We start from the raw sequence: 14,707 nt of genomic DNA, 5'->3' as shown, positions 1-14,707 counted from the left end.
GGTCACTCGACCACGGGTCCATGCCGCACAGGTCCACAAGCAAGGAATACAGCCATGAGCAACGCGAAGAACACCGTCCTTCAGGCCACCGCCGAACTGTTCGGCGACAAGGATCCCTCCGCCGTGGACCGCTGGGTGGCCGCGAACTACAAGCAGCACAGCGCGCTCGCCGCCGACGGCCCCGAAGCCCTCCGCGCACTCGTCGCCGGCCTGGGCGAGGACTTCCGCTACGAAGGCGCCCGGGTCATCGCCGACGGCGACCTGGTCGCCCTGCACGGCACCTACCACGGCTTCGGTCCGGACCCGCTCGTCGGGTTCGACGTCTTCAGGGTCGACGCCGAGGGCAAGCTGGCCGAGCACTGGGACGCCCTGACCCCACAGGTCGAGGACACCGCCTCCGGACGCTCCCAGACCGACGGCCCCGCCGCGGTCACCAAGACCGACACGACCGACGCCAACCGTGTCCTGGTCTCCGAGTTCGCCGAGAAGGTCCTCGTCGGCGCCGACTACTCGGTGCTCACCGACTACATATCCACCGCGACCTACCACCAGCACAACACCGAGGCCGCCGACGGCCTCGACGGCTTCGGTGCGGCCGCGGCCGAATGGGCCGACCAGGGCAAGCTGCTCGTCTACAAGAAAGTCCACAAGGTCATCGCCGAGGGCGAGTTCGTCCTGACGCAGTCCGAGGGCGAGTTCGGGGCGCCCGTCGCCTACTACGACCTCTTCCGCGTCTCGGACGGAAGGATCGTCGAGCACTGGGACGTCATCACGCCCGTCCCGGCCGAACTGCCCCACGCAAACGGCCTGTTCTGACCGGACCCGTACGCCGCCCGCACAGCCGAAGCATGATCGGCGAACTGCACGTCGGCACACTCCGATCCCCGTGATCCACATGCCGATGGCCAGGCGGCTCCGCGTGCCCAGTGCGGATGCCTGGCCATCGGCGCACCTCGTTCAACCGCCCCACCCGGAGCCTTCGATGATGCCGATCCGCGCCGAGGCCGGTGCCTTCACCGGGACCGACACCAAGCCTTCAGCGCTGCCCCTGACCGCCTACCGTTCAGCCGTCGCCCTCGACGAGCCCTTTCGCCCGACCGCGGAGCCGGCCCCAGCCGTGCGGACCGACGCCCATGCGCGCTCGGCGCTGCGCCTGCTCAGCACCGATCCGGCCGTAACCCGGCTCGGGCTGCGGTCCGAATCACTCAGGAGCCTCACGGATACCGCTTCCCACGCCGACCCGGCAACGGCCCGCAGGGTGCTGCGCGCGCTCTTGACCGTCCGTGAACCCGGTCCGCTGGCGGAGGGAGCGGACCGGGAGCTGGACGCACTCCTCGGCGCGGAGCGACGCCTACGCCCCGCCGTCCCGGTGCTTGAACTGCCCACGATCGATGGGGAGTTCCAAGGAACCACGTTCCGGGCCGCGGCCGAGGCCGCGCTGTGGCGGGGAGACATCACCACGCTGGCCGCGGACGCCGTGGTCAACGCCGCCAACAACCGGCTGCTCGGCTGCTTCCGCCCCCTGCACCCCTGTATCGACAACGCCCTCCACAACGCCGCCGGACCTCGTCTGCGCGACGACTGCGACACGATCATCACAGCGCAGGGAACCCCCGAACCCACCGGCACGGCCAAGATCACCCGGGGTTACCACCTGCCGGCCCGGTACGTCCTGCACACCGTCGGCCCTGTCGTCCGGGGCCGTCCGCACGCGCGCGACGCACTGGCGCTCGCCTCCTCCTACCGGGCGTGCCTGGACCTCGCCGCCGAGGTGGAGACCATCCGCACCCTCGCCTTCTGCGCCATCAGCACCGGCGTCTTCGGCTATCCCAAGGAGGCGGCCGCCCCGGTCGCGCTGCACGCCGTCGCGGACTGGATCGCTGCACATCCCGCACGGTTCGACCGCGTGGTGTTCACCGTGTTCGGAGACGACGACGAACTGGCCTACCGGCACGCCCTCGGCGCGGGCGCCCGTTCCGGCCCGGATGGGGCCGGCGGTCGCCGGTCAGCAGCGCCGCAGGCCGTACCTGCTCGGATCGGCGTCGACCGAGCAGGGAGTGAACACCCGGGTCGACCGAGCAGGGAGTGAGGACCCGGTCGGCCGGCACGCAGCCTTCCCGACCACCGCTGCTCCGGTCGGGCATCATGCGGTACGGGGTTGTGTTCCCGCTGCCGTGCGGTCCGCCCGGAGACCAGCAGGTGAAGTGGCCGGACATCGACCGCAGCAGACCGGTGAGGCGACTTTCGTGGAACGGCTCCCCCGGGTCGGCGCCGGCCCACGGTTCCCGCACCACAGCCGACCGTCGTGAGCGCCTACGCCGCAGTCGGCCGCCACTGCCACCGTGCCGCCTGTTCACGAGGTCCGCGCCGCTCCCGTGAGGCGGCCCGGACACCACACAGACACCCCTCACCGGCCGTGACCCGGGAGGGATGTGCGAGGCGCCGTGCCGACGACGCTCACCCGCTCGGATGGATTGGTGCGTCCGGTGAGTGCAACGCCTCTCGTGGTGACCGTCTGCCCGCGCCGACGGCGGGAGGCTGTCGCACATGTTCACACCACATGTACGACCGGCGCGGCAGCGACACGGCAGACGCCGCCGGTCTTTCGTGGCCCGGGCCGGGACCGTCGCCGCGACCGTCCTGGCACTGCTCCTGACCCTCCCCGGCATCGCGACCGCGGCTCCGGGCGGCCTGGACGCCACCTTCAGCGGTGACGGCAAGGTGCTCACCGGCATCGCCGACGACGATCGCGCCAACGACGTGGCGGTACAGCCCGACGGCAAGATCGTCTCTGTCGGCGCTTCCCTCGACGGCTCGGTCGCGGAGAGCCGTTTCGCACTGACCCGCCACAACCCCGACGGCACCCCGGACACCGGCTTCGGCGGCGACGGCACGGTGACGACCGCCATCAACAACATGGGCGCCAGCCTCCAGTGGAGCGAGGCGCACGCCGTGGCGCTCCAGGCCGACGGCAAGATCGTCGTGGTGGGCAGCAGCTGGCGGGAGTACGAGGACTGCTGCTGGTTCGTAGTGGCCCGCTACAACCCCGACGGAACCCTGGACGACTCCTTCAGCGGCGACGGCCGGGTCTTCGCCGACCTCGACGGCCCCACCGAGGCCCGTGATGTGGCCATCGACTCGGCCGGCAGGATCGTCGCGGCCGGCTATGCCGGGGGGCAGATGGCGGTGCTCCGCCTCACGAGCAACGGCACCCCGGACACCACCTTCGGGGGCGACGGCACGGTGACCGCCAATCCGGCGGGGCCGGTTGTGCAGGAGGGCGGTGACGGCCGCGCCCTGGCGTTGCAGCCCGACGGCAAGATCGTCGTCGGAGGCCAGGTCGGCTCGACCCGCTTCGACTTCGCGCTGATGCGCTTCAACGCCGACGGCAGCGTGGACTCGAGCTTCGACGGCGACGGCATCGTCCGCACCGACTTCGGCGACTACGAGGCCGTGGAAGGGCTCGCGCTCCAGCCCGACGGAAAGATCGTCGCCGTCGGCGCCAGCGGCGCCAGGTTCGCTCTGGCCCGCTACTTCCCCAACGGCGGCCTGGACACGAGCTTCGACGGCAACGGCAGGGTGATCACCCCCGGCGGCGGAGCAGCGGACGTACGGCTTCAGCCGGGTGACGGCCGGATCGTCGTCGCCGGAAGCAACGGGCCCGGCGGCGATGTCGCCGTCCTGCGCTACAACCCCGACGGCAGCCTCGACACCGGCTTCGGCACCGGCGGCCTCGCGATCGCGGACTTCGGCGGAACCGATGCCGCCCGTGGCGTGGCCCTCCAGACGGACGGAAAGATCGTCGCCGCCGGCGGGGGCGGGCCGGACGCCGACTTCGCGCTGGCCCGCTTCGAAGGCGGTGGCTCCCCGCCGCCCCCGGCCGGCGTGGACCTGTCGGTGACGAAGTCCGGCCCCACCACCGTCAGCATCGGTGACCGGGCGACTTACACCGTGCGGGTGACGAACAACAGCACCACTGCCTCCGCCACCGGTGTCGCCCTGTCCGACACGCTCAGCGGCGTAGCCGCCTCCGTCGTCTCGGCGACCGCAAGCTCCGGCACCTGCACCACCACCGCCACCACCGCGAGCTGTTCGCTGGGCACCCTCGCCCCCGGAGCCGCTGCCACGGTGACGGTCACCGCCGAACCACGGGCCACCGGCACCCTCACCGACCGGGCCACGGTCGCTGCCGCCCAGACCGACCCGACCTCCGGCAACAACACCGCCACGGCGACCACGACGGTCAACAACGCGCGCGGCTGCACCCGCATCGGCACCAGCGGCAACGACACCATCACCGGCACCAGCGGCAACGACGTGATCTGCGCCCTCGGCGGCGACGACACCGTCGACGCGGGCAACGGCAACGACTCCGTCCACGGTGGGTACGGCAACGACCGCCTCGACGGCGGCTTCGGCAACGACACCCTCACCGCGGGCCCCGGCAACGACAATCTGATCGGCAACTCCGGCACCGACAACCTCGACACCGTCGACAACGTGTCCGGCAACGACACCGCCAACGGCGGCCCTCAGACGGACACCTGCACCACCGACGCGGGCGACACCCGCCTCAGCTGCCCCTGAGCCGCGCCACGTCCCAGCGACACGGGGCCCCGCAGTGTGCGGGCCCGTGTCGCGGAAGGTGTCCGGGGCGAGTCGCGGGTCCTGACGCGTGCCGACGGCCGAGGGCGGTTCCTCCGGTGACCACCCCGGCCACATCACGGGCCCCGTCTGCCGGCTCACGACAGCCGGATCGGGCTACGCCACGAGATCAGCGCGTCATCGGGACGCCTTCAACGCGTGAGGGCGCCGTTGCCCCGGCCTACCGTTCGGCTCGTGGGGAGACGATGCGGAGTGGGGTCCGCGAGCGGGTGGAGGCGCTGGCCCCGGTGGACGAGGCACAACAGGTCTTCGGTGCCTGGGACCTGGCCGGCGGATCGGGTCATCACTTCCGGTTCGCGGATCCGCTGTCGGAGCGAGAGGTCGCCGGGGCGGAGGCGCAGTGAGGTGTCCCGCTGCCGGCGGAATACCGGGGCTTCCTGCTCGAGGTCGGCGCCGGAGGAGCCGGGCCGGGCTACGGGCTCAGCATCCTGCGCCGGACGGACGCGGGATGGCTGTGGAGCAACGTGGACCGCCACCTGCGCCACGACTACCTGCGGCTTCCGATTCTGACCGGGGAGGAACGATGGCGCGTTCTGGCGGAGCACGATGACAGGCAGCCGTTTCTGTCCGGCTTCGACGACGAAGAGGCGTACTTCGCGGCCTACGCGCCTGGATGACAGCGGGTGACGAACTCTTCGACTGGGTCACGCGCGGTGCGTTGAAGCTCAGTCACGAGGGCTGCGGTTACTGCTGCTGGATCGTCCTGACAGGCCCGGAGCGTGGCCGTATGTGGGCGGACGACCGCCCGGGGACGGTGCGTTCCGACCCGTCGGCGAGTCGGGGACACCGGTCGGATTCGCCCGCTGGTACCTCCACTGGGTGGAGGGTGCCGAGGCCGCCGCACGTCGTCCGCTCCGGCGTCCGCGATAGGCGAAGCGGGCTGGGGCGTTGGTTGAACTCGTGCGCGCCGTGCGTGAGTTCAGCCTCGGCGGGACCCCGCCACCCTCGGCGCTCCACGCACCGCCTGAGCCACGTGGTGCCGGGCCCGACCGGCTGAGGGCCGGCCGCAGCCCGACCGCGACCGAGACCGCGTTTGTCTTCCTCGAGGACGCCCGCCGCAGCGGCGAGCCGTGCCGGCCGCTGAACTGATCCGCGAGGTCCACCACCCGGTCGGGAGCGGCGGGAGTCCGTTTCACGAGGCGGTGCGACGGAACGACCGGGATCTCCGCCCGCCTCCTGCGGGGGGGGCGGGCTCGGGACGGGAACTGCGTCACCTCCCGCCGCGTCCCCACGACCGAGGAGACCCCGCCCCGTCCAGGCGGGGCGGGGGATGGAAGCGAGCGGCATGAGTGCATCGGGATTCGCCGAATGGGCCCGTCACTTCGAGACCGAACGGGACCGCCGCGCAGCGCGGCCCGACCCATGCTGGGAGGCGGGTGCCTCACTGCCTCCGGCGGTGCGGGCGAGCGTCCAGCGATTCCAGGCCGGCGAGGACGGCGACAGCTCGGCCCTGTTCGCCAAGGCGGACGCGGCGGGCGATCCGGAGTACTCGGCAGCGCTGCGGTTGTTCGTCGCCGAGGAGAAGAACCACGCGAGGCTCCTCGCTCTGCTGCTCAAGGCGGGTGGGGCGACGACGCGGGCCGGGCACTGGAGCGACGCGGCATTCGCGCGACTGCGTCGCGTGCCGGGGCTACGGACGGAGCTGCTGCTCCTGATGGTCGCGGAGGTGGTGGCCCTGCGCTACTACCGAGCGCTGCGTGACGGGACCGACGATCCGCTGACGTCGGAGGTCGCCGGTCACATCCTGGCAGATGAGGAGCGGCACATCCCGTTCCACTGCGCGTGGCTGCGCGCGTCGGTCGCGGAACTGCCGCGCGCAGCCCGGCGGCCGCTGCTCGCGGGCTGGCAGGTGATGCTCCTCGGCGCGGTTCTGATCGTGGCCGCCGACCACGGGCGGGCACTGCGCGGGCTCGGGGTCGGGCGAGGACGTTTCGTGGCGGACGTGCTGACGTCCGGTGGTCCGGTGGTCGCGGCGATCCTCGGGACGGCCGGCACGAAAGGAGTCCGCCGGGCTCCGAGGAACACTTCCGGCTCTCGCGATGTGTGCCCGTGGGGAGCGAGCAGCATACGAACGGAGCGTGGGATGTGAGACGGGTGATCGCAGATCGCTGTAGTGGTGCTGTTGGCCCGGGGGTGGAAGGCCGGTTCCAGGACATCGTCTGGCCCGCCTCCTTCCCGGATGCGCCCCGGGCACGGGTGCCTGCGCATGCGCTGGCCGTACTGGTGGTCGTCACCTCGGTGTGTGCGGCGTTCAGAGGCTTCTACTGGGCTGACGACCCCCAGGTCAGCCAGTACCGAGGGGGCCTCGTGGGGTCGGCGCAGGCGATGGCGGCGCCGTTCGGGCGGATGGGGGTGCCGCTCCTGCTGATGTGTGCCGTGCTGGCGGGCGCCCTGCGGTCCTGGCCCAGGTGGTCGTACCGGGTGCTGGCCGCCGTGGCCTGGACGATGTCGGCGCTCGTGATCTTCGTGGTGCTGCTGGATACCTCGCTGACGAACGACGCCGACTACTGCACGGGGAATGTGCCCGTGGATCCGGTCTCGTGGAATGTGGTGGGCCTGTGCCTCGTGGCGGCGCTGACCGCCGGATCGCTGGCCGGGTGGGTCGCTCGGGTGATCTCGCGTCGCCGGGCGCGGCCCGTGGTGCTGTACGCGGTATGGCTCGCCACGGTCGCCGCCACCGTTGTGCTGACCCTGGCCGAGCCGCTCCACACGGCTCAGACCTGCGGTCCGTCCGGGATCGGCTGAGGACGCGGTGTCGCCGAGATGAGCGCAGAAGCCGCCAGTTGTTGTTCTTGGAACCCCGGCGGCCCGTTCCATGGTGTCGTCCGCGAGGGTGCTGACGCGGTTCGCGTACACGGCCTTCGCCCGGTGCACCGGACCGGTCGCGGTGTGCGATCACCACGGTGCGCGTGGGGGCGGGAGCCGGCACTCGTGGAGGACGTCACGACGCCAGTATCCCTGCGGCCGCTGAGAGACGGGCTTCAGCGGTGTTCGGGGTTGTCCGCCCCCGGACGGCAGCCGGCGTCCCACTCCGAGCGCTGGTTGCCGAAGGCAGGGATGCCCCCGGCGTGCTTGAGCATCGCGGCCACGTGCATCAGGTTCCACGTCATGAAGGACGTGTTGCGGTTCGTGAAGTCGTTGTCGGGGCCGCCCGATCCCGGGTCCAAGTACGAAGGACCGGGGCCCGCCGCGCCGATCCAGCCCGCGTCCGCCTGCGGTGGAATCGTGTAGCCCAGGTGCTGCAGGCTGTAGAGGACGTTCATCGCGCAGTGTTTCACGCCGTCCTCGTTGCCGGTGATCAGGCAGCCACCGACGCGGCCGTAATAGGCGTACTGTCCGGCTGAGTTGAGCAGACTCGAGCAACTGTAGAGGCGCTCGATGACCTTCTTGGTGACCGAGCTGTTGTCACCGAGCCAGATGGGACCGGCGAGTACCAGGATGTCGGCGGCCATCACCTGCTCGTAAAGCGCCGGCCAGGCGTCGGCCGCGAAGCCGTGCTCGGTCATGTCCGGGTAGACGCCGGGCGCGATGTCATGGTCGACCGCGCGCACGACCTCCGTGGTCACCCCCCGGGCCTCCATGATCGCCCGGCTCTTGTCGATGAGCCCCTGTGTGTGACTGAGCTCCGGCGAGGGCTTGAGCGTGCAGTTGACGAAGAGAGCGCGCAGATCATCGAAGCGGTACTCGTCGCCGGAGGACGCGATGGGCGAGACGTTCATGGCGGACTCCTGCACGCGAGTAGCGGGGCTCCTGGGGCTGAAGGTGCGGCAAGGCCCCGGGACCGTACTCGGGCAGCGTCTCGCACAGTGCTCCGTTTGTCCCCATTCGACGCACCGGTCGACGGCATTTTCCCGCAGCGTGCCGGGCGCTGTGGCCAGGGCGCCGAACAGCGGCGGGCCCGGAGGGCGGGGCGGGCTTCGGCCGAGGGGCTTCAGAACACGCGAGGGAGGGGCGCGGGAGCGACCGCCTCGCGTCCTGGGCAGGTGATTCGGAAATCCCCTTGCACAATGGTCAAGAAGCGTTGACCATTGAGCTCATGCCTACCGATGATCTCCCCGAGACGTTCCACGTCACCACTGACGAACAGCTACGCGCCGTTTCCAATCTCACCCGCCACCGGATCATGGCCGTGCTCCGCTTCGAGCCCGCGACGATCACGCAGATCGCGGGACGAGTGGGCCTTGCGAAGGGGAGTTCCAGCTACCACGTACGGCTGCTGGAGCGGGCCGGCCTGGTGAAGGTGGTACGAACGCGGAAGGTCCGGGGGGTCACCGAGCGGTACTACGCAATGGCCGCGCGGGCGATCGTGCTGCCGGATCCGGGCGAGGGAGGGCCGGATGTGCTGATGCGGCATGCGGTGGCGGACCTGGAGGCAGCGCCTGCGAACGGCGAGCGGCACGTACGGATGGCGCATCTGCGGCTCACCGACGATCAGTTCGCGGAGCTCGGAGCGCGGTTGCAGGCACTGGCGGACGAGTACCGGGAGCTGTCCGATCCGTCACTGCCGGACGCGTCACTCGTCTTCGCACTGTTCCACCCCGCACCGGGCGAGCAGACCGAAGGGGACGCCAGGTGACCTCACACGTTCAGAACTTGCCGACCGGGTTCGGACGGCTGTGGACTGCGCAGACGGTGTCCTCGCTCGGTGACGGGGTGTCGCATGCCGCGCTGCCGCTGCTCGCGTTGACGTTGACACGGGACCCGATGGCGCTCGCCGTCGTCACGGCCGCCGGCACGCTGCCGTGGCTGCTCTTCGGAATACTCGGCGGTGCGCTGGTGGACCGCTGGAACCGTCGGCGCACGATGTGGGTCACGGACGCGGTGCGTGCGGTGCTGCTCGCGATACCGGCGGCAGCGGCCGCGCTCGACGTGCTGAGCATCGCGCTGCTCGCGGCCGTCGCCTTCCTGCTCGGCCTCGGCGGACTCTTCTTCGACACGGCAGCCTCGGCCTATCTGCCGGATCTGCTCGGCCGCGACCCGGTGCTCCTGGAGCGCGCCAACTCCCGCCTGCGTGGCGCCCAGACCGCCGCGTCCGGCTTCGCGGGGCCGCCCGCGGGCAGTGCCCTGCTCGCGCTCGGACGGGCGGTTCCGCTGCTCGCCGACGCGGTGTCGTTCGCGCTCTCCGCAGTGCTCGTACGGTCGCTGCCTGCCGGACCCGGGCCCGTACCGCAGGCCCGTGAGTCGCTGCTGCGGCAAGCGCGGGCCGGCGCATCGTACGTCTTCCGGGACCAGTTGCTGCTCGGGCTCGCGCTGCGTCCGGCGGTGGGGAACATCGCCTTCCTCGCCGTGGAGACCGTACTCGCCCTCTTCGCCCACGAGCGTCTCGGCATCGGCACCTTCGGCTTCGGCCTCCTCCTCACGGCGGAGGCCACCGGCGGTCTGCTCGGCGCGGGCATCGCCTCCTTCCTCGGCCGACGACTCGGCACCGGCACGGCACTGACCTGCACGGCCGCGGTCGAGGGACTCGCCGTCCTGGGCCTTGCCGCCGCCCCGAACCCGTACGTCGCCGGCCTCGCGCTCGCCGTCTGCGGCGCGGGCATGGGAGCCACGATGGTGCTCGGACCCTCCCTGCGACAGGCGATCGTCCCCGCCCACCTGATGGGCCGGGTCGCCTCCACCTCCCGCATGCTCGCCATGTGCGCCGCCCCGTTCGGCGCCTTCCTCGGCGGCTGGCTGGCCACCGCCTACGACGTACGCACCCCGCTCTACACCGCCGCCGGCCTCCTGCTCACCATGACCGCCGTCACGTCGACCATGACCAGCAACCTCCGGGTCGAGGCGGCGCTGCGTACCGCCGCCCCGGCCGCTGATCCAGAGCATCCGGAATCCCGGGATCACGTTCAGGAGGGCGCCGTCGAGAGCTCCGCGACGCCGCTGAGGCCGTGCTGAGCCCGACTCGGGCGTTCCTCGCCTCGTCTCGCGGCGTCAGGTGCCTGGCCTTTACGGGACGCGACGAGTGGCCCCGGCGGGCCGGGCACGCCGTCGTCGAACCTCGTCGTCCCCGGGGCCCCGGAAGAGGCACAGACCCCGACCGGGTCCGCCGGCCTTGTCGAACAGGTTGCGACCGGCTGCCGGACCGCGGACCGATGCCGCCACCGCCAAGCGTGCAGGAGCTCGCCAGGCTCCATGCTCTCGTGCCGCCTCGTCTCGCCTGGAGGTTCCCAATGCGATGGTGCGCAGGGGGCGTTGCGGGGAAGAATGGCCGTCATGACGTTCGAAGGCTCCTCCATCGACCCGGCCAAGCCCAGCATCGCCCGCGTCTACGACTATCTGCTCGGCGGCAAGGACAACTACGCCGTGGACCGTGAGATCGGCGACGTGTTCAAGCGCGACCTGCCCGGTTCTGTGGCCATCGCCTTCGCCAACCGCGCGGCCCTGACCCGGGCGGTCAGGGAGATCGCGACGACCACCGGTATTCGGCAGTTCATCGACCTGGGCAGTGGCCTGCCGACCGCGGACAACGTCCACCAGGTCGCGCAGCGGCACGCTCCCGAGTCCCGCGTCGTCTACGTCGACATCGACCTCCAAGTGCTGGTCCACGGTCGCGCACTGCTGGAGAACAACGACAGGACCCGCGTCGTCGCGGTCGATGTGCGCAATCCCGAAGCCGTCCGCACTCACCCCGACACCCTCGAACTCATCGACTTCTCTCGCCCCGTCGCCGTCATCCTCAGCGCCATCCTCCACCACGTCAACGACGACGAGGATCCGGCCGGCATCGTCCGGTACTGGCGTGACCACGTCCCCTCCGGAAGCTACTTCTTCATCAGCCACTTCCGTTCCGGCAACAACCCGGAGACCGTGGAGGCCGAGAAGGTCCTCCAGCAGACGTTCGGCCGCGGCCGGTGGCGCACGGACGCGGAAATCGCCTCCCTGCTGGACGGCCTGGAGATCCTCGACCCCGGGATCGTCCCCGCGTCCGAGTGGCGTCCCGACGAGATCGCCAACCCGTGGAGCAGCGGCGAGCGACGAGAACTCACGGTCTGGGAACACCTCATCGCCGCCGGACTGGCCCGGAAACCCTAGACGTGATCCCTGGCTGGCGATCGCCGGGAGGCTGGGCTCCTGACCGCCGGTCGGTCAGGGGGGCAAAGCGCCTCGGCGCCGACACCGGCACGTGAGCGCATGCTCGGGGGTCCCGCCGCCCCCTCCCCCCGTCCCCACCGCGACTCGGCGCGTCCTGCGGGCAGAACGCGTCCTCGTTCTCGCGGACCGGTCCACCGGACCGTGATCCCCGTGTCCCCCTCCCCCTCCCGCATCCGCCGGTCTGGCCGACCGCTGGGCCGTGGTGGGCCGTCGGGCAGGACCCGGCATGGTGCGCAGGTCGGGGATGCGGCGCAGGCCGCTGGCTACGGTGCTGTACCGAGCCGGCGCCACAAGGAGCGCCGAGTTGAGCAGCAGCACGGCGGAGGGCGGAAGTCGGGCTCGAGTGCTCGTCGTTGACGGGCTGTCAGGTGGCGCCCAGTGCGTGCAGGACGCCGGCTGCGCCGGGCCACGGTGTAGCCGGCGTCGGTCACGGCGCGGGATCGCCGGGGAGGATCGGGCCGGCCCGCTGAGGCGTCGCGCCGGCGTTGATCGCCTGGCCCAGGGCTGCGCACCGTGCGTCCGGTCCGGCGGAGGCGAGCGGGGGGTCCGGGGCGGCGGGGTCCGCGCCACGTCCGTTCGGCGTGGTCGAGTGGCACCGGGAACAGGTCGGTGATCGCGTCGGCGCACGGTGTCCGCCTCCTGCTGGAGCCGGTCGGCGATGTGCGGTCAGGCGCGAGGGTGGTGCTCCACAGCGGGCGGCCATGGCCGCGCCACCAACTCGACGGCCGGAATCAGATCGAGCCCGTCCGGCCGCAGTTGTTCGGTCGACGTCGCTCACGCGGGGTACAACCATGTGTTGACGTCACGAGTCTTCGTCGGTGATCACGTCGTGGTCGCACTGACGAGGAGACCATCATCACCGCCATACGAAAGACCCTGACAGCCACCGCAGTTGTGGGCGCCGTCCTGGCGGGCTCGGCCGCCTGCGGCACCGTGGAGCAGCTCACCGCCGGGAAGAAGCTCGACGAGGCCTTCGACAAGCTCGCCAAGGAGAAGACGATCTCCTTCGAGCTCGATCTCGACACGGACGCCCGGACTCTGAAGGCACTGGACGCCTCGATGGATCCGGAACCCGGTGAAGAGATGCCCACCGAGGCCGCAGAACTGCTCAGTGGCGCGAAGTTCAGTGTCACCGTGCAGTCGAAGAAGCCGATCGGGGAGTCCGGCGAGAAGGACTACGTCGGCATGGCGCTGAAGATCAGCACCAAGGACGGTGACCTCACCGAGTACCGGGTCCTCGGCGACTACACCTACATCCGCTCCGACGTGAACGCCCTCGGAAGGGCGATGGGCTTTCCCGTACCGTCGGTCAAGGACCTGCCTCCCGCAGCGAGCGGGCTCAAGAAGGTGCTCGATGGCCAGTGGGTGAAAATCAACACCAAGGAGATGGAGCAGACGGCCGCCGAGATGGGAGCGGAGCCCGGTGCGACGCCCGCGCCGGAGTCCACCCTCGACGCCAGGGCGCAAAAGCAGATGCTGGAGGCGCTGCGCAAGACCGTCGCCCGCGAGGTCGACTTCAAGACCGCCGCTGACAAGGACGGTTCGGAGCACATCATCGCCACCGCACCGTTCCGTACGCTGATCACGCAGTTCCTCGGCGAGATCCGTCCGCTCGCGAAGAGCTTGCCGCCGGGCATGGAGCTGCCCACGGACGAGGACCTCAAGGACGCCCCCAACGCCAAGGTCACAGCCGACTTCACCCTCAAGAACGGAGAGCTGACCGAGGTCTTTGTCGACCTCGCAAAGCTGGCTGAGAACGCGAAGGTCAAGAAGCTGGGTCTGGTGGTGCGGATGAGCGAGGGCCAGAAGCCCACGGCCCCGGCCGGCGCCACCGAGCTGAACATGGACGAGCTCCTGAGCGGGTTCGGGGCCGCGATGATGGATGACGAGGCCTTCCTCGAGGACGCGGCGTAGACACGCACGTCACGCCCCGGACGTCGATGACCGGGCCGTCGGGGGCCGGGCAGTGGAATCACTGCCCGGCAGGACCGGGCGGGCCCGGCCTGGTGTCGTCAGGGCGGCCAGGAAGGCAGGAGCGCGCCACTCGCCCACTTCTCTCACCGCAGAAGGGCGCGGATGGCTACGGTGGAGAAGGCCGGCGGCGTCGCCGCTCGGTCGGTGCGGTCGGTCCTGGTCGACGAGGAGGCACATGACGCGAGACCCGCTCCACCACTGGCTCGTACTGCTCGATGTCGAGGACCTCGGCTCCCGGCCCGACGCCGTCCGCTCAGAACTCCGTGCAGCGATGCACCGCATGGCCGGATCCGCTCTCACGTACGCCGGACTCGACCCCGGCCAATGCCCGACGCAGGACCGCGGGGACAGCCTGTTGATCCTGATCCCCGGCTCGGTTCCCCCGGTTCAGCTGTTACAGACGTTCGTTTCGAGCCTCGACATCGATCTGCGGACGCATCAGCAGATGCACAACGCCAGTCATCGCATGAGACTGCTGGTCGGGATCAGCTACGGACCCGTGGCGGTTGACGATCTGCGGTTCAGGGGAAGGGCCATCGAGGACCTGGCGGAGCTGGTGGACGCCGGGCCCGTCAGAGAGGTTCTCGCTCAAGCGAGCCGGTCACAGCTGGTGCTGGTGGTCCCGGACGACCTCTTCGGCTCGGTGGTGGTCCAGGGCCGCTCTCCCCGCATCGACCCTGCGGCCTACGCTCCCAGGGACTTCGTCACCAACCGGGGCCGCACGGTTCGGAGTTGGGTCGCGCTGCCCGGATACTCCAGGCCTCCGGAGCGCATCCTGGAGGAGACGGCGCAGGATACGGACGAGCGGCGTGCCACGGGCTCGATCGGCGTCAGCGACAACCACGGGTCGAGTCTCGTCGATCGGTCGCCGGACGGAGTCCACGCCCCCTCGGGCCACACCCCGCCCGGGCCGGAACACGATCCGGACGACGACTGGCCACGACAGACGCCGGAGCGATAGCACGTGGGAGACATAGCCAAA

Annotated in this window: 13 protein-coding genes; 12 read left to right on the top strand and 1 reads right to left on the bottom strand. The window is 70.7% G+C overall.

All coding sequences use genetic code 11. The annotated features are described in order from the left end of the window. The first annotated feature begins 54 nt into the window (after positions 1-54). The 7 genes from OHS71_RS39615 (at position 55) to OHS71_RS39585 (ending at position 7,410) form a co-directional block, all read left to right on the top strand. Positions 55-816, top strand: coding sequence for a nuclear transport factor 2 family protein (locus OHS71_RS39615; RefSeq protein WP_328484140.1), 762 nt, complete (start codon positions 55-57; stop codon positions 814-816). 166 nt (positions 817-982) lie between these two features. After that, on the top strand, positions 983-2,089 hold the full coding sequence (locus tag OHS71_RS39610; RefSeq protein ID WP_328484139.1) for a macro domain-containing protein: 1,107 nt from the start codon (positions 983-985) through the stop codon (positions 2,087-2,089). A gap of 458 nt (positions 2,090-2,547) precedes the next feature. Next, positions 2,548-4,587, top strand: coding sequence for a calcium-binding protein (locus OHS71_RS39605; protein WP_328484138.1), 2,040 nt, complete (start codon positions 2,548-2,550; stop codon positions 4,585-4,587). A 263-nt stretch (positions 4,588-4,850) separates the two neighbouring features. After that, positions 4,851-5,009 carry a hypothetical protein gene (locus OHS71_RS39600; RefSeq protein WP_328484137.1) on the top strand — a complete coding sequence of 53 codons (159 nt, stop codon included), beginning with the start codon at positions 4,851-4,853 and terminating at the stop codon, positions 5,007-5,009. A gap of 120 nt (positions 5,010-5,129) precedes the next feature. Further along, entirely contained in the window at positions 5,130-5,282 is a 153-nt protein-coding gene (locus tag OHS71_RS39595) for a hypothetical protein (protein WP_328484136.1), read from the top strand. A gap of 668 nt (positions 5,283-5,950) precedes the next feature. Next, positions 5,951-6,754, top strand: coding sequence for a ferritin-like domain-containing protein (locus OHS71_RS39590; RefSeq protein ID WP_328484135.1), 804 nt, complete (start codon positions 5,951-5,953; stop codon positions 6,752-6,754). A 44-nt stretch (positions 6,755-6,798) separates the two neighbouring features. Continuing rightward, positions 6,799-7,410, top strand: coding sequence for a hypothetical protein (locus OHS71_RS39585; protein WP_328484134.1), 612 nt, complete (start codon positions 6,799-6,801; stop codon positions 7,408-7,410). Positions 7,411-7,646: 236 nt separating this feature from the next. Here OHS71_RS39585 and OHS71_RS39580 read toward each other — a convergent pair whose 3' ends face one another. Then, positions 7,647-8,384 carry a flavodoxin family protein gene (locus tag OHS71_RS39580; protein ID WP_328484133.1) on the bottom strand — a complete coding sequence of 246 codons (738 nt, stop codon included), beginning with the start codon at positions 8,382-8,384 and terminating at the stop codon, positions 7,647-7,649. Positions 8,385-8,701: 317 nt separating this feature from the next. Here OHS71_RS39580 and OHS71_RS39575 point away from each other — a divergent pair, with 317 nt between their 5' ends. The 5 genes from OHS71_RS39575 (at position 8,702) to OHS71_RS39555 (ending at position 14,686) form a co-directional block, all read left to right on the top strand. Beyond that, positions 8,702-9,241 (top strand): winged helix-turn-helix domain-containing protein, encoded by a 540-nt coding sequence (locus tag OHS71_RS39575; protein ID WP_328484132.1) that lies wholly within the window; start codon positions 8,702-8,704, stop codon positions 9,239-9,241. A gap of 17 nt (positions 9,242-9,258) precedes the next feature. Further along, positions 9,259-10,554: an MFS transporter gene (locus OHS71_RS39570; protein ID WP_443047191.1), complete on the top strand. Its 1,296-nt coding sequence runs from the start codon at positions 9,259-9,261 to the stop codon at positions 10,552-10,554. A 309-nt stretch (positions 10,555-10,863) separates the two neighbouring features. After that, entirely contained in the window at positions 10,864-11,691 is an 828-nt protein-coding gene (locus tag OHS71_RS39565) for an SAM-dependent methyltransferase (protein ID WP_328484130.1), read from the top strand. 954 nt (positions 11,692-12,645) lie between these two features. Continuing rightward, entirely contained in the window at positions 12,646-13,665 is a 1,020-nt protein-coding gene (locus OHS71_RS39560; protein WP_328484129.1) for a hypothetical protein, read from the top strand. Positions 13,666-13,900: 235 nt separating this feature from the next. Further along, positions 13,901-14,686 (top strand): hypothetical protein, encoded by a 786-nt coding sequence (locus OHS71_RS39555; protein WP_328484128.1) that lies wholly within the window; start codon positions 13,901-13,903, stop codon positions 14,684-14,686. The last annotated feature ends 21 nt before the right edge of the window (positions 14,687-14,707 follow it).

This window comes from Streptomyces sp. NBC_00377, from assembly GCF_036075115.1.
Lineage (GTDB): Bacteria > Actinomycetota > Actinomycetes > Streptomycetales > Streptomycetaceae > Streptomyces.
Note: the sequence above shows the minus strand (reverse complement) of the source record. Positions and strands in the feature narration are given on the sequence as shown.